Genomic DNA, 18,658 nt, shown 5'->3' with positions numbered 1-18,658 from the left:
GCGCGCACTGATGCGCTATTGCGCAGATCAGTTCAACTGACAGCATGACCAGACACGGCGCCGCAAGGCGCCGTTTTCATTGCGCGGTTCCGATCAGCCCATCAGCCGGAACATGCAGCCCCTCGTGCAGCTTGCGAATCATGGCAAGGCTCAATGCCCGACGCCCGGCGAGCACCTCGTACACGCGGTTACTGTTTCCGATGTAGGGCTGCATGCCGGGGACCGACAGGCCGGCCCGCTCCATCCGAAACTTAATCGCATCGATCGGATTAGGCGCGGCCATCGGAAAGTGCCCGGCCTCGTAGCACTCGACCAGAATCGCCAGAATCTCCAACTCGTCGCCCTCGGCGAGCCAGGTGCGGTGTCCGCATCGACGAGTGCGGACACCGCCTTCAGGGCAGCCTCGCAATCGGCTTCAGTTCGAATCGGGTGAATGTCCATATCGTTACTCCATTTCCACGGTTGCCGCGTCGACTTTGTCGTATTCCGCGTGCGTGCCGGCAAACTTCACGGACACCACGCCAATCTGATAAGCCACCGCAACGATCAACCGGAAGTCGTTGCCCTTGAAGTTGAACACCACACCGTACCGGCCAACGAAACTGGCGCTTGCGTACTGGTCCTTGATGTTCTGCAGGGTCTTCCAGATCGCCTTCGCAGCTTCCGAATGCCACGCCAGCAGCGCTTGCTCGTCCTGCGCGTGGCGGGCGATGAAATTCAGCAGGGTTCTTTTGGCAACGATTCGCATAAACATAACCGTAGTCCCGAATTGGGACCAACCCGATACATCGGCCGCGCTGGTCGGCACGATGCTCGCCGTTCTGATCCTCGCCGACCGCTTCCGGTCGCTGCTCGCGGTGCGCGCGCGGGCTTTTCTGACGTCGGCGCGTGCGATGCGGATCGCGAACCGTCTAACACCCCACTATCCTGCGCCCGCCACCGGGCACAGACCGGTGCCCGTTACACCCCACCAACGCCCGCACCAGCGCCCAGTCATCGTCATCGCAGAAATCGAGCAGCATCGCGCCGCACGGCCCGGGCTGCTCGCGCAACCGTTCGGCGAGCCGCGCGTGTATCCCCACCACCCTGCCGTCGCCGTGCGCAACCACTGACGGATTCGCGCCCATCCCCGTGCCGCTGGAGAAATTGATCGCCCAGCGGCCGCTTTGCGGCGACGGCATCGCGCTCAGCAGCGCATCGATCACCCGCCACTTGTACGCAATTGACCCGGCCACCGGCACCCGGTATTCATCCTGGATCACGAACGCCGCGTCGGGATGATCGATCGAAAACGTCGCGTTATCGGGCCAGGCGGTCAAATCGATACCGAGCGGCCGGCTGCTGCGAAACCGCCGAAACAACACCACCGCGCCGCGCACGTCGCCGAGCGCCGGCAGCGCGCCGCCCGCATGCCAGCGCAGCCGCGGATACCGCCCGCAATGCGCATCGAACGTCGCATCGAAGCTGCGCGTGCACATGTGCGCGGGCCACTCGTCCTTCACCGACATCACGATGCATTCGCGCGGATGCGCATCGAGAAAGCGCGTACAGTCTGCAAGCACGTCGTCGAACGTCATCCCGAGCGGGACCCCGCCGTGATGGATGTCGAACCTATCGCGCCGGTGCCGGCAGCGGATATCGAGCAGCCGCACGCCATGCTCGAGCTGCGCGGCGAGCGGCGCACGCTGGGTGCGCACGAGCGTATCGTCGACGGTATACGCACAGGTGTCATGGCTGCCCGGTAGGGTCAGCGTATGCAGCGGCCGCGTGTCGTCGAGCGCCGACATCCAGTCGGCCAGCGGCGTGTGTGCTTCGTGTCGCGAAGGAATCATGAGTCGATGACGGACAAGGAAAGAAAAACGTGGGTGACCGCGTCGGATGTCGCGGCGCGGGCCGGCGTGTCGCGCTCCGCGGTGTCGCGCGCATTCTCGCCGACGGCGAGCATCGCACCTGAAACGCGCGAACGCGTGATGGTGGCCGCGCGTGCGCTGGGCTATCAGGTCAACCTGATCGCGCGCGACATGATCACGCAGCGCAGCAGCATGATCGGCGTCGTGACGGCAGGCTTCGAGAATCCGTTCCGCGCGCGGCTGCTGTCGGACCTGATGGCCGCGCTCGGGCAGCGCGCGTTCACGCCGCTCGTGACCAATGCGGAAGATCCGCGCCAGGTCCGGCAATCGCTCGAACGGCTGCTGAGCTACCGGATCGCGGGGCTCGTGATGACGTCCGCGTCGCCGCCGCTGTCGGTCGCGCGGCAGTATCTGGAACACCGGATTCCCGTCGTGATGATCAACCGCGCGGCGAACCTGCCGGGCGCGGATGTCGTGGTCAGCGACAACGCGGCCGCCGCGGCCCACGCCGCGCAGCGGCTCGTGCGGGCGGGCGCGCGCCGGCTCGCGTTCGTCGGGCCGCGCACGGCGAGCTACAGCGCACGCTCGCGCGCGCAAGCGTTCGCGCAAGCGCTGAAGCAAGGCGACGCATTCGATGCGACGCTCGTGCGCGTGCTGGACACGCAATCCGACACCCATGCATGCGGGCTTGCCGCCGCACGGCAACTGTTCGCGTCCGGCGAGCGCCCGGACGGCGTGTTCTGCTCGTCCGACCTGCTCGCGCTCGGCGTGATCGACGCCGCGCGCAACGCCTTCGGCTTGCGCGTGCCCGACGACCTGCGCGTGATCGGCTTCGACGACATTCCCGCCGCCGAATACGACGCGTACCGGCTCACGACGCTGCGCCAGGACACGCAGGGCCTCGCGCACGCGGCCGTCGACATGCTCGCCGAGCGGATCCAGACTTTCGACGGCGCGTCGCGCACGCGCGTGGTGCCGGTTACGCAGGTGGTGCGGCATAGCTGCGCATGACGCGCCGCGTCACTTCAGTCCGCCTGCGAACCCGCGCAACAGGTAGCGCTGCACGTAGCCGGCCACCGCGAGCGTCGGCAGCGATGCCAGCAGCCCCGCGCTCATCAGGTCGCCCCAGTCGATGCCGTTCTCCGTCACGTAGCCGGCAATCGCGAGCGGCAGCGTGAAGCGGCTCGGCGTCGACACGAACAGCAGCGCGATCAGGAACTCGTTCCATGCGGCGATGAACACGAAGATCGCGGTTGCGATCAGCCCCGGCGCGCACAGCGGCAGCACGATCTGCACGAGCCGCCGAGCGAGCCCCGCGCCGTCGATGCACGCGGCCTCCTCGTATTCGACCGGCACGTCGCGCACGAACGCAAGCAACATCCAGATCGCCATCGGCAACGCGTAGATCTGATAGGCGAGCATCAGGCCGAACGTCGAATCGAGCAGATGCAGCCGCTTCGCGAGCGCGAACAGCGGCACCGCGATCGTGATCGGCGGCATCAACTTCAATGCCAGCACGAGCATCAGGAACACCAGGTCGAGCCGTGCCGGAAAGCGCAGCCGCACGAGCGCATACGCGGCCGGAAACGCGAGCGCCAGCGCCAGCAGCGTCGTGCCGAACCCGACCAGCAGCGAATTGGCGAGCGGCGCGCCGATGCCGTTCGACCACACCGACACGAAATGCTCGAATGTCGGCGCGGCCGGCCAGAGCCGCAGCGGATGATCGAGGCGTTCGAGCGTCGGCATGAAGGCCGCGCCGGCCATCCACAGGCACGGCAGCAGCAACAGCGCAAGCGCGACGAAGCGCAGCGCCCACGGCGCCGTGCGACCGAATGCGGCACCCGTCATGCGCGCCGCTTGCGAACCGTCTGCCATACGTATCCCGAGACCAGCAGCGCGGACGCCGCGAGCATCAGCACCGACGCGGCACTCGCCGGCCCGACGTTGAAGAAGCGGAAGCCCGTGTCGTAGATGTAGGTCGACAGGGTCTGCGTCGCGTTGCCGGGGCCGCCGCCCGTCAGCGCATAGACCTTGTCGAACAGCTTGAAGGTGTCGATCGAGCGCAGCAGCATCGCAAGGCCGATCTGGGGCGCCGCGAGCGGCAGCGTGATGTCGCGCAGGCACTGCCACTCGCTCGCGCCGTCGGTGCGCGCGGCTTCGTACAGCTCCTGCGGGATCGACTGCAACCCGGCGAGCACGATCAGGAACGCCATCGGCGTCCACTGCCACACGTCGACGAGCGCGAGCGACCACAGCGCGAGATGCGGATCGGACAGCCAGCGCACGCCTTCGATGCCGAAGGTCGCCAGCAGCGCGTTCAGGAAGCCGTCGAAGTTCAGCCAGTTGCGCCAGATCGCCGAGCACACGAGCGTGGACAGCATCATCGGCAGTATCGCGAGCGGCAGCGCGATGCGCCGCCCCGGGAACGCGCGCACGAACAGCAGCGCGAGGCCGAAGCCGAGCGCGACCTCGACGAGCGACGCGACGATCGTGAAGCGCAGCGTGTTGCCGAAGCCGGCCGTGAACGCGTCGTCGCCGAGCACCGCGCGATAGTTCGCGAGCCCGGCAAACGCACGATGACCGGCCGCATAGTCGACCTGGCAGAACGAATCGATCAGCACCTGCGCGACCGGATACAGCGCGAGCGCGGCCAGCACCAGCAGCGCGGGGCCGAGCAACGCGACGAACGGCAGGCTGCGGCCGAGCGATTTCATGCGCGGATTCCGGACGATGCGTGACGGCGAGCCGTCACTTGCCGGCCGTGGCCATCGCCTGCGCGATCTTCTGCTGCGCCTGACGCAGCGCGGCGTCGGGTGCGGCCTGCCCGGTCAGCGCGAGCTGCAGCTGGTCGCCGAGAATGCTTTCGATCTGCTGCCAGTCCTTCACGCGCGGCCGCGCACGGCCGGCCTCGAGCGCCTTCAGTTGATCGGGATACCAGCGATACAGGCGGACCAGCGCAGGATCGGCAAACACGCTGCGGCGCGTCGGCGGAATGCCGATGGCGGCCAGGCGCGTTTGCGTATCGCGCGCGGTCAGGTACGCGAGGAAGTCCTGCGCGAGCTTCGCGTGCGGCGCGTCCTTCGGGATGCCCATCTGCCAGATGCCGAGCATCGGCGCCGGGCCGGCGGTCTGCCCGGGCGGCGGCTGCAGCGCGATCTGCCCGACCACGCGCGACTGCTTCGGATCGTCGAGCGCAGGAATCCACGCAGGCCACACCTCGATCGATTGCGCGGCCGTGCCGCGCTGCAGCGCATCGCGCACTTCGGCCGCGCCGTACACGTCGACGTCCTTCGGCGCGAACGCCTTCAGCGCCAGGAAAGTCTTCAGCGCGGCCTGCGACTCGCGCGAGTCGATCGTCACATTGCCGGCATGGTCGAACACGTCGCCGCCGTATGCCCACAGGATCGGCAGGAAGCCGGTCACGATCGGGTTGCCCTTCGTGCCGCGGAACACCACGCCCGACATGCCCTTGTCCGCCCCGCCGACGGTCTGCGCGATCTTCAGCACGTCGTCCCAGTTGCGCGGCGGCTGCAGCTTGTATTTCGCGAGCAGGTCCTTGCGGTACGCGAACATCTCGACGTTGCCGACGATCGGCAGCGCGTACAGCGCGCCCGCCGCGTTGCGGCCGAGCGCGACCGTGGACGGCACGAGATCGGCGTCCGCCAGCGACGCCGGCAGCGGCTTCAGCCAGCCGTTGCCGATGAATTCGGGCGCCCACGTGTCGTCCATCATCACGAGGTCGTAGGCGCCGGTGCCTTCGCGCATCGACAGCTTCAGCTTCTGGTACAGGTTCGCGTTCGGCAGCTTGAGCAGCTCGATGTCGGTGCCAGGGTGCAGCTTGTTGAAACCGGCAACGGCGTCGGCAAGCCCCTTGCCGTAGATGTCGTCGCGGCCAGCGATGACGAGATCCGCCGCGAAGGCGTGCGAGGCGGCGAAGGACAGCGCAACGGCGGCGGACAGCGCGCGCAGGCGGCTCAGCAGGGTCATGAGGTCTCTCTCGATCGACGTATGTAGCGGGACGGCCATGCGTTGCACACGTGTGCAACGCCGGCGACACTTCGGGTCGCCTGAAGCGTCGCCATTGTTCACGTAGACCGTGAAGGTATTGTGGCAAGCGACAAGCCGGATGCCACAAGGCACGCGTCCCTTGCGCCCGGTACCGCACCGGGCGCAACGATCCGGTTCCTGATGAAAATGGCGGAAAGACCGTCCCCAATCCTTCGCGCCATTGCTTGCCATATTCAGTTTCTATCCATCAGCCCGTTCAGTTAAGCATACGGACGATTTTTTTCAAGCATGGCTTTCCATCAATTGACCGGGGCCGGCCCTTGCGCATGGGGCGCCGACGGCGACCCGCGACCGGCGTGCCGCCGCCCCGCCGTTCCCGGTCAGAAATTCACACGAATGCCGGCCATCACCGCGAGCTGCCGGCTCGAATTGCTGTTCGCAAGCACCGGAATCTGCGCGTAGTTCGCCGCGTTGCCGTCCGCATCGGTGCCGAGCCCCGTGCCGCTCGCGATCTGGCCGATCGCGACCGCATACAGCGCGGTGCGCTTCGACAGGCTGTAGTTCGTGCCGATGTTCACCTGGTGGAAACGCGTCGTACCGCGTCCGTCGGTGTGCGCGGCGTTGAAGATGTACGCGACGCCGCCCTGCAGCGCCGGCGTGAACATGTACGTGACGTTCAGCTCGCCGATGTCGAACGTGAATGCCTGCGTGCGCGGCTGCGCGTCGGTCGAGAAGTAGCGGCTGTCGCCGAGACGCGTGTGCGTATAGGTCAGCGCGACCGTCGCCGCGCCGAGCGTCACCGAGCCGCCCGCGCCGAACGCGCGCATCGAGCCGGCGTCCTGCAGCAGGCAGTACATCGCGCCGGGGTTGCTGCACGCGAAGTCGCCGATATAGCCGCTCGCGCCGCCGAGCGCCGCGTCGAGCGGCTGGTGCAGGTCGAGATAGCCGACCGAGAACGCGACCGGCGCGCGGTTGTAGGTCGCCGCGACCGAATAGCCGCGCTTCGCGGAAAAGTCGCCCGCCTGCCCGCCGAAGCTGAACGTGCCGCCGACCGTCAGGCCGTTGAAGTCGGCGCTGGTGAACTTCACCGCGTTGTTGAAATTGAAGGCGGCGTTCAGGTTGTCGACATCGCCGAGATGCGAGCCGTACGGCGTCGCCCAGTTGTTGCTCGACGCATATGCGCCGAGCATGTCGGTGTACGAGTCGTATTGCCGGCCGAGGCCGAGCGTGCCGATCGTGTCCTTGCGCAGCCCGACCCACGCCTGCCGGCTGAACGCGGTGCCGCCCTGCAGCGCCTGTCCGTTCGCGGACAGGAACTGCTGCTCGAGCGAGAACACCGCGCTGAGCCCGCCGCCGAGCGGCTCGTCACCCTGGAAGCCGAATCGCGACGGCACGAGGTTGCCGCCGCCCATCTGCCAGGCATGCCCGCCGCTCGTGCTGCCGTCGGCGCGCGTGAACTGCTGGTTCGTCGAATAGATGATGCCGGTGTCCACCGTGCCGTACAGCGTGACGCTGCCGGAGGTCTGTGCGTGTGCGTGCATGCAACCCAGCGTAGCCGCCGCAGCAGCCAGTCGTCGTCCGATCTTCATGTCCCGCCCTCTGTTTTCATCGATTCGCACTGCAAACCGATGGCGTTGTCGATATGGGTGACAGGACTCTATCCAGCGAAAATTCGGGACCTCTATCCCAAATCAGCAAATGGTGAAGCAGACGGGTCGCGACGGCGCTCGACGACGCCGTCGCGAGGTTCGTACGTCACTCGGGCCGCAAGGTTTGCGACGGCAACTCGCCGAACAGGTCGCGATACTCGCGGGCGAAATAGCCGAGATGCGTGAACCCCCAGCTCGCGGCGGCCTCGCCGACGCCGAGCTGCTGCGCGGACGTCGTGCGCAGCAGGCGCCGCACCGCGTTCAGCCGGATGGTGCGCAGATAGCCGACGGGCGTGACGTCGGCGACGCGCTGGAAGCTCGTCTGCAGCGTGCGGCGACTGCAGCGCAGCGCGCGGCACAGCTCGAGCACGGTGACGGGCTCCTCGGGCCGCTCGCGCAGATGCTTCTCGCAGCGGCTGACGATATCGCTGTAGGTGGCATGCGTGATGTCGCGCCGCTCGACGCCGATGCCCTGGTCGAGCGCATCGAGGAACATGCCGAGCATCGCGTCGCGGAACATCTTGCGGGTGGCCGCATAGTCGAGGCAGGCCGGGTTGCGTTGCGCGTCGTCGATCAGCGCCGACAGCCGCGCGCCGAGCGCGACGCCCTGCGCGTCGGACAGCCGTGTGACATGGCGCAGCTTGCGCGCGCCGGCGACGCCGAACTCCGCTTCGCACAGCTCGTCGATCATGTCGGATGCAGCGCTGATCCCGACGAGCCCCATCCCTTCCGGCGTATGGAATTCGAAATCCTCGCCGGCGCGCAGGGCGAGCAGCGCATAGCCATCGACCGGCTGGCCCTGGAACGTGCCGGCGAGCGGCACCGACAGCGGCACCGCGAGCGACGTGCGCCCGTCGGGCGCGACGCCGGTTTGCGCGACGCGGCGATTGGTCGTCTCGCGGAAGAAATGAAAGTCGTCGTACAGCACCTGCGTGACGGTGCCCTTGAACCGGCCCGGCGTCATCTGGCGATAGACCTGATGCCAGCCCGCGATGGCGAGCCCGTGATCGTGCACGTCTTCGTGTGAGCGTGACTGGAACAGCATCGGCATCTCCGGTAAAACCCTGACTCTTCATCGCGCCCGCCGGGTTCTCACGGCACGCAACGTCACAGCTTACCCCCGCAAAATTCCGCGTAGTGCGGTTTCGAATGCAAGACAGGCCGCCGACAGCGCGGCGGCCTGTTCGCCGGTCAGCCGAACGTAGCGGCGAAACGACGGCATCCGGTTCACGACTTCGCTGCCGCCGAACGGCACGATGGAGAGCGTCCAGCGCCCGTCGCGCGCGGTGATCGTGCAGTCGGTCAGGTGCAGCGGGCGCAGCGCGTCGGCGAGCGACGGCCGGGCGACGAGCGCGGCCACCGTCCGCACGAATTCGGGGGCGCATCCCGGCGCGGCTTCGGCCGCGACGCCGGTGCGCCGCAGCCAGCCGGTCTGCAGCACGCGGGCGCTGCCCTCGGCGGCCGGGCCGCGCGCGGCAACCGCGACCGTCACGCTGACCGTATGCATCAGGAACTGCCGGTCGACCCGTTCGCCGACGCTCACGCGCACGCCGTTCGGCAACCGCGCCATCGTATCGCCGGCCGTGCCGTGCGCATCGCGCGCGGCGCCCAGGTCGGCGAGCACGCGGGCGGCGATCGCACCGGGCCGGTGGCCGGGCAGCGGCGTATCGGGCGCCGCGCGCCAGCGGGCGAGCGCGGCCCTCACGATGCGACGTGCTCGTTGCGCAGCACTTCTTCGACCGGCACCGGCTTGAAAGGATGCCGGCGCTGCACGACGATCGTCCAGAACAGCGCATACAGCGCGGTGAGCCCGAGCATCGCGCCGAACGGCACATAGATGTCGCGCGCGTTCATGCCGGGCGGCGTGATGTACCAGATCGCGAGCACGATGCCGACGCTCGACACGATCTGCGGCAGCGGGAACAGCGGCGAACGGTACGGGCGCGGCAGGTCCGGGCGGCGGATGCGCAGCATCACGACCGACGCGGTGACGAGCAGGTACGCGGTGCCCCACGCGCAGGTCGCGGCGAGCACGAGGTGCAGGATGCTGTCGAGATTGCCGTTGATCAGCCACGCATGGAAGATCGGCACGATCGCCGCCGCGACGATGCCGACCACCGGCGTCTTGAAGCGCGGATGCAGATACCCGAAGCAGCGCGGCAGCGCGCCGTCGATCGCCATCCCGTACAGGATGCGCGGCAGCCCGGCCATCAGCGTGTTGATGGTCGCGGCGCCCGCGCACAGGAACGCGATGCCGAACCAGATGCGGCCGAACGGCCCCAGCACCTGCAGCGCGAACGCCGGGATCGCGCCCGGCGTGTCGAGCAGGTGCGTGAGTCCGTCGGGGCTCACCGGCACGTTCGCGACCTGGCGGCGGATCGCCGCGCCGTACAGGAACATGCAGATCGCGACGCCGACGAGGCCGATCGCCATCGCGCTCGGAATCGTGCGGCCCGGCGCCTTCATCTCCGGCGCGAGCGGCGTGACGAACTCGCAGCCGACGAACATGAACATCGCCATCCCGACCAGCGACAGCACGGCCGGGATCGACGTGCCGACCGTCGAGCCGCCGAACCAGCCGTCGAGATGCACGGCCGGCGCGGCCGCGAGCCCGAGGATCCCGAAGATCATCAACGACAGCCACATGCCGGCCGTCAGCACGATCTCGAGCTTGCTGAACACCTTGATGCCGACGATGTTGGTGATCGCGAACGTGACCACGAGGCCGACGCCGACGAGCCACGAGCTGTTGTGCTTCTCGAATGCTGCGTTCAGCGACTCGAAGTTCACGAGCGCCATGATGCCGCTCAGGATCGTCTCCGCCGTGCCGGCGAACACGTGCACGAGGAAATACGCGGAGATCGTGCCGGTGATCGCCCAGAAGCGGCCGAGCCCGCACGACAGGTAATCGTAAACCGAGCCTGCCGTCGGCAGCATCGCGGCGGCTTCGGAGAAGGTGGTCGCCTGCGCCTGCATCATCACGAACGCGATGATCATCGCGACCGCGAACGCCCAGCCGCCCATCCCGAAACCCGACGTCGCGGTGAGGATCACCGGGCTCGCCATGATGAGGCCGACGGCGCTCGCCAGCGCGGTCGGAAAGCCGACCGCGCCCGCCGTCAGCACCGTGCCGCCGCCCGCTTCCACCGGCGCGCCTGCGGGTGTATCGCCCGCGGCGCCAGTCACTCCAGACCATCCCGACATCTTTGTCTCCTTCCCTTATCGAGCGGCGGCGGCGCTTCTGCGCCCGCGCCGGTTCGTTGCTTCGCGGTCGGCCCGGGCCGGCGCTTCAGCGCTTCGGCACCCGGGCCCCTGTCCATTCAAACTCGATCCGATGTCGAAAAAATACGCAGGCAAAATAATCCGGTCATAGCCCAAATCGGCAAACCGGCGGCGGCAGCCTGGCCGCCCGCCGCCGGTTAGTCGTCACGCGAGCGTGCCGTAAGGCGCTCACGCGAACGGCACGGCCTCGAAGCCCGCCGCGAGCGCGTCGACGATCCGGTCGAGCTGCTCGCGCTGGATCACGAGCGGCGGCGACAGGATGATCTTCGTGCCGACCGGACGCACCAGCACGCCATGCTCGCGCGCCACTTCCGCAACGGCGTTCGCATAGCCGGACAGCGGATCGATCGGCTCGCGCGTCGTCTTGTTCGCGACGAGATCGAGCGCGAGCATCAGCCCCTTGCCGCGCACCTCGCCGACCGCCGCGAAACGCTCCGGGAACGACTGCAGCGCTTTGAGCAGATACGCGCCCTGCTTCGCCGCATTCGCGGGCAGGTCTTCCTTCACGACGATGTCGAGGCTCGCGATCGCGGCCGCGCAGGCGACCGGGTGCCCCGCGTACGTGTAGCCGTGCATGATCGCGCCGCCGAAATCCGCGTTCGCGGCAAACGCCTCCTCGATGCGCGCATTCACGGCCGTCGCGCCGAGCGGCACGTAGCCGGACGAGATGCCCTTCGCGAGACACATGATGTCCGGGCGCACCCCCCAGCCGCGGCTGCCGAACAGGCTGCCGCTGCGGCCGAAACCGGTCACGACCTCGTCGGCGATCAGCAGCACGCCGTAGCGGTCGCACACCTCGCGCACGAGCGGCCAGTAGTTGGCCGGCGGCACGATCACGCCGCCCGCGCCCTGCACCGGTTCCGCGATGAACGCGGCGACCGTGTCGGGGCTCTGGAACTGGATCTCGCGCTCGAGCATTTCCGCGCAGATGCGGCCGAGCTCCTCCGGATCCTGCGTGAACGGATTGCGGTACAGCCACGGCGTCTCGACGTGGAAGCAGCCGGGCAGGTTCGGCTCGTAGTTGCGGCGAAACACCGTGTTGCCGTTCACCGACGCGCCGCCGAAGTGCGTGCCGTGATAGCCCTGCTTCAGCGAGATGAACTTCGTGCGATCGGCCTGGCCGCGCACCTTCCAGTACTGGCGCGCGATCTTCAGCGCGGTCTCGATCGAGTCGGAGCCGCCCGAGCTGTACAGCACGCGGCGCATGCCCTCCGGCTCCATCATGTCGATCAGCTTCGTCGACAGTTCTTCCGCGCGCGGATGCGAGATGCCGTCGAACAGCTGGAAGTACTCAAGCTCGTCGAGCTGGCGCACGATCGCGTCCTTCACTTCCTGGCGGTTGTGCCCGACGTTCACGTTCCACAGGCCCGCGACGCCGTCGACGAGCTGCTTGCCGGTTTCGTCGAACACGTAGCAGCCGTCGCCGCGCACGATGCGGATCGGCTTGCGCTGTTTCATTTCGTTCGGGTGCAGCATCGGGTGCCAGAACTTCGCTTCGTTGTAGCTCATTGCAATCTCCACTTTCGGATCGTTTGAACCCCGATCGCTCCGGGTCGAGGTCTTCGGGTGTCAGGTATTCGGAACGGGCGCCGCGCGTCAGTGCGCGATGCAGACGGATTTGGTTTCGGTGAAGCCTTCGATCGCGTACTGGCCGAACTCGCGGCCGATGCCCGATTGCTTGTAGCCGCCGAACGGCATCGACGGATCGAGCGGGATATGGCAGTTCACCCAGACGGTGCCGGCCTCGATCTGCGGGACGAGATTCATCACGCGCTTCAGGTCGTTGCTCCAGATGCTCGCCGCGAGGCCGTACGGCGACGCGTTAGCGAGACGCACCGCGTCGGCCGCATCGTCGAACGGCACGACGACGATCACCGGGCCGAACACTTCGTCGTGCACGATCGCGCTGTCCGGATGCGGATCGGCGATCACCGCCGGCTTCACGTAGTAGCCGGGCAGGTCGTCGGCCGGCGTGCCGCCCGCGAGGAACGTAAGGCCCGCGCGACGCGCGCCTTCGATGTGCTCGACGACCTTGTCGCGATGGTGCGCGGAGACGAGCGGGTTGATCTGCGCGGTCGTGTCGAGGCCCGCGCCGAGCTTCATCGACTGCGCGACGCCCGCGAGACCGTCCGCGAGCTGCGCGAACTTGCTGCGGTGCACGTAGATGCGCGATGCGGCCGCGCACACCTGCCCCTGGTTGAAGAACGCGCCGGCGGCGACGCCGTCGAGCGCCTGCGCGACGTCGACGTCGTCGAGCATCACGATCGGGTTCTTGCCGCCAAGCTCGAGCGAGAAGCGCGTCATGTTCTGCACGGCCACCGCGCCGACCAGCTTGCCGGTCGCGGTCGAGCCGGTGAACGAGATCTTCGCGATCGACGGGTGGCCCGACAACGCGGCGCCGCAGGTGCGGCCGCCGGTGACGACGTTGAACACGCCGGGCGGCACGCCGGCTTCGCGGGCCAGTTCGGCCAGGCGCAGCGCGGTGAGCGGCGTTTCCGGCGACGGCTTCAGCACGATCGTGCAGCCGGCCGCGAGCGCAGGAATCAGCTTCCACACCGCGATCATCAGCGGGAAATTCCACGGCACGATCGCGGCCACCACGCCGACCGGCTCCTTGCGCGTATAGGCCGTATAGCGCGCGCCGGGCGGGAACGGGATCGACACGTCGAGCGTCTGGCCGGTGATCTTGGTCGCCCAGCCGGCCATGTAGCGCACGTATTCGACGCTCGCGCCGACTTCGACCGCGCGCGACACGTGGATCGACTTGCCCTGGTTCAGCGTTTCGAGCTGTGCGAGCGTTTCGGCGTCGGCTTCGATCAGGTCGGCGAGCTTCAGGAGGATGCGCTCGCGGTCGGCCGGGCGCAGCCCGCGCCATACGCGCGAGTCGAATGCGTGCTTCGCGCTGGCGACCGCGCGATCGACGTCCTGCGCGTCGGCATCGGCGACCGTCGCGAGTCGTTCGCCCGTCGCCGGGTCGTACACGTCGAGCCGGGCCGGCGAGTGCGCGGGCTGCATTTGACCGTCGATGAAAAGGCCGAAGTCGCGCGCGACGAAAGTGCGCACGGTGTCGCTGACAGCGACGAAGTTCGTGTTGCTCATGGGCGTCTCGATAATTGTCGTGGCTGGCCGCATGCGCTCGGGCAGGCGGGCTTCAGGCCAATGTATCGACGAGGAAGTGCGCCGGGTGAGCGCAAATTGGCAGCGCGTGGAGATCGAAATGCGGGTGATGCCGGAACGTGTAACGGCGACGTGCGAACGCCGCCCTATCGTCAGACCAATGGCGCGGCGTGAACGCGAATACGGAAAAAATTACAGGAACAACGCGCCGACCAGCTCCGTGCGGTTGGACACGCCGAGCTTCCGGTACATGCGCATCAGGTGCGTCTTGACGGTCGGCTGCCCGAGCGCGAGGTCGCGTGCGATCTCCTTGTTCGAGCGGCCGTCGCGCACGAGCCGCGCGATCTGCTCCTCGCGGTAGGTCAGCCGCTCCTCGCAGCCGATCCGGTGAATCCCGCGACGCGCGCGCAACAGCGGGCCCAGCGCGGCTTCGGCCACCGGCTGCAGCCGCGCCAGCGCGTCGATCTCGCCCGGCGCAAACCGTCCGGCCATGCCGTCGCCGCGAGCATCGCCGCTCCCGAAGCGCAGCAGCGAAAACGCGCCGACGGTCCGCCGGGCTTCGTCGCGCAACCAGATTTCGACGACGTCGGCCACATCGTGCCGCCGCAGGAAACGGGTCCAGTACGCGGACGCATCGCGTCTTTCGTCAGGCAATTGGGACGCGAGCGTCACGACCGCGCGTTCGCCTGCCGCGCAGCGCGACGGATGCAGCGGATCGAGCATCCGGTAGCGCGCGATGTAGGTGCGATGCATCGGCTCCGGCATGCCGAACAGCTCGAAATCGGCCGGTTCGCCGCTCTGGTCGAGCCGATAGAACACGATCGCGGACGGGCTCGCGAATGCGTCGAACGCATCCACGCACGCGCGCAGCGCGCGCTGCCAGTCGGCGGCTTCGTGGTCGGCGGAAACGGATGAGGTCGGCATGATGGGGGCGGCCGGCGGCCGAACGCGTCGAAGTTCGGGCCAGCCTACCGGCGCCGAAATGCGCCGGTGAGCACAAATCGGCAATTCGGCTTCGGGCGGCGCAGGGAAGACCGCCCGCCGTGTCGCGACGCGAGCATCTGCGACGGAAACCGCGCATGGGGCGTTGCGCCTTCGGCGATGAACGCCGAACGGGGCGCGCAACATCGTGCGCGTCGATCGCACCGGGTTGGAACGATCAGGCCAACCTCAACCGAAACGCGCGTACCGGCTTGGGACACCGGCGCAGCGCCACATCAATGCGCGTTCGCGGCGAACGTATCGCAGGCGCTCACCTCGCCCGACTCCATCCCGCGCCGCAGCCAGTACACGCGCTGCTCGCTGGTGCCGTGCGTGAAGCTCTCCGGCACGACGTAGCCCTGCCCTTGCTGCTGCAGCCGATCGTCGCCGATCGCGGCAGCCGCCTTCAGCCCCTGTTCGAAATCGCCCGGCTCCATGAGCCGCTGGTTCGCACGCTGCGCATTGTTCGCCCACACGCCGGCGAAACAGTCGGCCTGCAGTTCCATCCGCACCGACAGTGCGTTCGAGCGTGCCTCGCTCGAGCGCCGGCGCGCGGCGTCGACCTTGTCGGAAATGCCGAGCAGGTTCTGCACATGGTGGCCGACTTCATGCGCGATCACGTAGGCTTGCGCGAAATCGCCGCCCGCACCGAACCGCTTGCGCAGCTCGTCGTAGAAGCCGAGATCGATATACACCTTGCGGTCGGCCGGGCAGTAGAACGGCCCCATCGCGGTCTGGCCGGTGCCGCACGCGGTCGGCGTCGAGTTCGTGAACATCACGAGCTTCGGCGGCTCGTATTGCGCGTGCAACTGGGTATTGAAGACGCTCGTCCACGTGCGCTCGATATTACCGAGCACCTTGCGCGTGAACACCGCACCTGGATCGTTCGCCGGCGCGCCCTGACGCTGCGCTGGCGCGGGCTGCGCCTGCTGCTGCGCACCTTGCAGCGCCGATGCGCCCTCCAGAATCACGCGCGGGTCGATCCCGAGAAAATACGAGGCGGCAAACGCGACCACGATCGTACCGATGCCGATCGTCGCGCCGCGCCCGCCGACGAAACCGCCGCCGCGGCGATCCTCCACGTTCACGCTCTCTCTTTCGTCGTCCAGCCTCATTGCCGGCCCCTCCCTTTCTTGTCGTTGCGCTGACGGGACAGCCCCCGCCAGGCGATTGATTCTTCCGGTCCGCCGACCCGCGCTCGCACGGCGTCGCCCGGTCGGCCCCGCGATACCGCGGTATCGCGCGGACCGGTCGACACATGTCGGGCGCAGCCTCCGGATGACACGCAGGCACGCGCACCGCTTTGCCGACGCGGACGTCATATCGTAAAAATTATGAAGCATGGAGCGGGCAATCAGGCCGGCGACATCGTCATTCTTTGCAAAATGACGATTCGTGCGACCCGGGAGGACGGGAAGTCGCCGAAGAACCTGGTTGTCCGCGCGGTCAGCTGCCTGCCGAGACTGACTTCGCGCGACTCCGGCGGACGTCGCTCACCGCATCGAGCAGGCGATACTTGCGGATCTTTTCGTAGAGCGTGCTCTTCGCGATGCCGAGCTGACTTGCCGCCTGCGTCAGATTGCCGGCATGACGCGCAAGCGCGCGCCGGATGGATTCCGCCTCGGCCTTCCGCAACGACTCGTCGGCATCCGGCACAAGCGTGTCGACGGGCCGCGCGGCGTACGCATCGATCGAGGCCGCCATGCCGATCTCGGCGGGCAGCTTGTCGGCCGTGATCACGGGGCCATCCGACAGCAGCAGCGCCCCCTCGATCGCGTTCCGCAGTTCACGCACGTTGCCGGGCCACGCGTAGCGCAACAGCCGCTCGTACGCGTCATCGTCGAACGAGCGCGGGGAAAGGCCATAGGACTCGCACAGGTGTCCGAGCCAATGCGCGATCAGCGCCGGCAGATCCTCGCCGCGCTCGCGCAAGCTCGGAATCGACACGGTCGTGACCGCGATCCGGTAGTACAGATCCATCCGGAACCGGCCGTTCGCGACGGCATCCTTCAGATCCCGGTGCGTCGCCGCGACCAGCCGGAAATTCACCCTGCGCGGCGTGTTCTCGCCGAGGCGGTAGATTTCGCTCTCCTCCAGCACCCGCAGCAGATGCGGCTGGATGTCGAGCGGCATTTCCCCTATCTCGTCGAGAAACAGCGTGCCGCCGTCGGCCGCTTCGATCTTGCCCGCGGCGCCGGACTTGCGCGCGCCGGTAAAGGCCCCTTCCGCGTAGCCGAACAACTCGCTGGCGAGGAGGTCCCTCGACAACCCGCCGCAGTTGAGCGCGACGAACGGCGCGTCGGCGCGATCGCTCGCCTGGTGGATACCCTGCGCGAACAGTTCCTTGCCGACGCCGGTGTCGCCGAGCAACAGCACCGGCACCCTGGACGGCGCGAGCTGGCGCGCACGATTCACGGCCTCCCGCAGCGCGGCGCTGTCGCCGACGATGCGCTCGAACCCGCGCGGCTCGCCGCCGCGCCGCTCCCGTCCGCGCGCGATCGGGACAGCCCCGCGAGGATTCGCGATGCCCGGCGTCACGATCATGTAGCCCAGCACGTCCGCCCCGTCGCGCACGGTTTCGACGTGGCTGCTCGACAGCCATGCCGGCGCACTCGCCGGCAGGCGGCCGTCGTCCGCATAGCGCTCGAGTTCGGGCAACGCGAAGGCCGCATCGCACCGGATGTCGAATCCGAGCCGGCGCAGCACCGCAACGACCTGCGCATTGGCCTTGACGAGCCGGCCGCGTTCGTCGACGACGATCACCGCATCGGCGGACGATGCGCCGAAGCGGGACGCGCAACGATCGAGCAGGCTCAGGCGGCGCGCCATGCCCTCCTTCGCGAGCCGGCTTTCGATCCGGCCCGCGAGCGATACCGCGAGCGCAAGGCTGTACGGGTTGTAGGTCTGCGCGAGCCCCGAAATGTCGATCACGCCCAGGACGTGCCCGTCGCGGGGATCCTGGATGACGGTCGCCGAGCAGGTCCAGCGCTTGATGCCTGCGCAGAAGTGCTCCGCGCCATGGATCTGGACCGGCTCCCGGAGCGCGAGCGCGGTGCCGATCGCATTGGTGCCGCAATTCAGCTCGGTCCACTCGCAGCCGGGAATGAGGCCGACCTCGCGCGCCGGCTCGACGATCCGCATGTCGCCTTCGTGCTGGAGGATCATTCCGCTCGGATCGGCCAGCAGCATCACCGTGCCCGTCTGCGCCAGGAAATCCCGGGTCTGCTGCATCAGCGGCAGACTGGCATCGACGAGGCGGCCGTTCGACCTGCGCCGCTGCACGAGCCCGTCTTCATCGAGCGGCGGCGGCGCGCGATCGACGCCGGGATCGACGTGGCTGACGAGACAGCGCTGCCACGAATCGTCGACCACGCCGCGTACGTCGGGCGAACGCCAGTCGCTGCCGGTCAGCAGATGCTCCCATGCGGCCATGATGCTCGCGTCGTGGTGTGGACTGGGAAACCAGTCCATCGGCGTGCCTCTCTGTTGCATGTCTGTCTCCTGTCGGTTTCGTGACGACACGAACCGCAAGGCCGTCATAGCGGCCTTTTTTGTCGACTTTGCGGGGTGCCTGGCCGCAACCGGCGGCGGGCGTGGCGACTATCGTACTCCGTTACGGCGCCTGGGCGGCCGTCCGGATACGAGCCACTGCAAGCAATGCGCGCGCCAGCTGGTGGTGACCCGCAAGCTGGCGCGCGGTGCGGTGCGCCGCCGGAAACCGGTGACCGAAAAGAAACCGGCCGTTCGAAAATCGAACGGCCGGAAATAGAA

15 protein-coding genes and 2 pseudogenes are annotated in these 18,658 nt (G+C 67.9%); 2 read left to right on the top strand and 15 right to left on the bottom strand.

Features of this window, described 5'->3' with window-relative positions:
* Positions 1-76: 76 nt before the first annotated feature.
* Positions 77-441: pseudogene (locus J7024_RS21150) on the bottom strand (helix-turn-helix domain-containing protein).
* Between the two features lie 4 nt (positions 442-445).
* On the bottom strand, positions 446-748 hold the full coding sequence (locus J7024_RS21145; protein WP_124829983.1) for a type II toxin-antitoxin system HigB family toxin: 303 nt from the start codon (positions 746-748) through the stop codon (positions 446-448).
* A gap of 43 nt (positions 749-791) precedes the next feature.
* Between J7024_RS21145 and J7024_RS37355 the strand changes: the two are divergent.
* Positions 792-911: pseudogene (locus J7024_RS37355) on the top strand (LysE family translocator); the annotation flags it as partial.
* On the opposite strand, the gene J7024_RS21140 reads toward J7024_RS37355, so the two are convergent.
* Positions 912-1,832 (bottom strand): phosphatidylinositol-specific phospholipase C, encoded by a 921-nt coding sequence (locus tag J7024_RS21140; protein WP_175761723.1) that lies wholly within the window; start codon positions 1,830-1,832, stop codon positions 912-914.
* A gap of 6 nt (positions 1,833-1,838) precedes the next feature.
* On the opposite strand from J7024_RS21140, the gene J7024_RS21135 reads away from it, so the two are divergent.
* Positions 1,839-2,861 (top strand): LacI family DNA-binding transcriptional regulator, encoded by a 1,023-nt coding sequence (locus tag J7024_RS21135; RefSeq protein WP_175751799.1) that lies wholly within the window; start codon positions 1,839-1,841, stop codon positions 2,859-2,861.
* A 9-nt stretch (positions 2,862-2,870) separates the two neighbouring features.
* Here J7024_RS21135 and J7024_RS21130 read toward each other — a convergent pair whose 3' ends face one another.
* From J7024_RS21130 to J7024_RS21075, 12 genes are all read right to left on the bottom strand, one after another.
* The gene (locus tag J7024_RS21130; RefSeq protein ID WP_234745441.1) at positions 2,871-3,725 is read right to left on the bottom strand and encodes a carbohydrate ABC transporter permease; all 855 of its coding nucleotides are present in this window, start codon (positions 3,723-3,725) and stop codon (positions 2,871-2,873) included.
* On the bottom strand, positions 3,695-4,564 hold the full coding sequence (locus J7024_RS21125; RefSeq protein ID WP_098551608.1) for a carbohydrate ABC transporter permease: 870 nt from the start codon (positions 4,562-4,564) through the stop codon (positions 3,695-3,697). Before J7024_RS21125 ends, J7024_RS21130 begins: the two co-directional genes overlap by 31 nt.
* A gap of 34 nt (positions 4,565-4,598) precedes the next feature.
* A complete protein-coding gene (locus tag J7024_RS21120) occupies positions 4,599-5,837 on the bottom strand; it encodes an ABC transporter substrate-binding protein (protein ID WP_124829980.1) in 1,239 nt (412 codons plus the stop codon).
* Between the two features lie 401 nt (positions 5,838-6,238).
* Positions 6,239-7,447, bottom strand: a complete 1,209-nt coding sequence (locus J7024_RS21115) for a porin (RefSeq protein WP_124829979.1) — start codon at positions 7,445-7,447, stop codon at positions 6,239-6,241.
* A gap of 166 nt (positions 7,448-7,613) precedes the next feature.
* Positions 7,614-8,552, bottom strand: coding sequence for a helix-turn-helix domain-containing protein (locus J7024_RS21110; RefSeq protein ID WP_124829978.1), 939 nt, complete (start codon positions 8,550-8,552; stop codon positions 7,614-7,616).
* A 69-nt stretch (positions 8,553-8,621) separates the two neighbouring features.
* Complete coding sequence (locus J7024_RS21105) at positions 8,622-9,212, bottom strand: DUF3156 family protein (RefSeq protein ID WP_234745440.1); 591 nt, start codon at positions 9,210-9,212, stop codon at positions 8,622-8,624.
* Positions 9,209-10,711 (bottom strand): APC family permease, encoded by a 1,503-nt coding sequence (locus tag J7024_RS21100; protein WP_234745436.1) that lies wholly within the window; start codon positions 10,709-10,711, stop codon positions 9,209-9,211. The genes J7024_RS21105 and J7024_RS21100 overlap by 4 nt, the downstream gene beginning before the upstream one ends.
* Positions 10,712-10,957: 246 nt before the next feature.
* The gene (locus J7024_RS21095; protein WP_234745435.1) at positions 10,958-12,298 is read right to left on the bottom strand and encodes an aspartate aminotransferase family protein; all 1,341 of its coding nucleotides are present in this window, start codon (positions 12,296-12,298) and stop codon (positions 10,958-10,960) included.
* Positions 12,299-12,385: 87 nt separating this feature from the next.
* Positions 12,386-13,888 carry an aldehyde dehydrogenase family protein gene (locus J7024_RS21090; protein ID WP_234745434.1) on the bottom strand — a complete coding sequence of 501 codons (1,503 nt, stop codon included), beginning with the start codon at positions 13,886-13,888 and terminating at the stop codon, positions 12,386-12,388.
* A 210-nt stretch (positions 13,889-14,098) separates the two neighbouring features.
* The gene (locus J7024_RS21085; protein ID WP_124829973.1) at positions 14,099-14,830 is read right to left on the bottom strand and encodes a helix-turn-helix transcriptional regulator; all 732 of its coding nucleotides are present in this window, start codon (positions 14,828-14,830) and stop codon (positions 14,099-14,101) included.
* 293 nt (positions 14,831-15,123) lie between these two features.
* Positions 15,124-16,002: a KPN_02809 family neutral zinc metallopeptidase gene (gene ypfJ, locus J7024_RS21080; RefSeq protein WP_124829972.1), complete on the bottom strand. Its 879-nt coding sequence runs from the start codon at positions 16,000-16,002 to the stop codon at positions 15,124-15,126.
* 331 nt (positions 16,003-16,333) lie between these two features.
* Complete coding sequence (locus J7024_RS21075) at positions 16,334-18,379, bottom strand: sigma-54-dependent Fis family transcriptional regulator (RefSeq protein ID WP_234745432.1); 2,046 nt, start codon at positions 18,377-18,379, stop codon at positions 16,334-16,336.
* Positions 18,380-18,658: the final 279 nt, after the last annotated feature.

This window comes from Burkholderia sp. WTPI3 (genome assembly GCF_021483755.1).
GTDB lineage: Bacteria > Pseudomonadota > Gammaproteobacteria > Burkholderiales > Burkholderiaceae > Burkholderia.
Note: the sequence above shows the minus strand (reverse complement) of the source record. Positions and strands in the feature narration are given on the sequence as shown.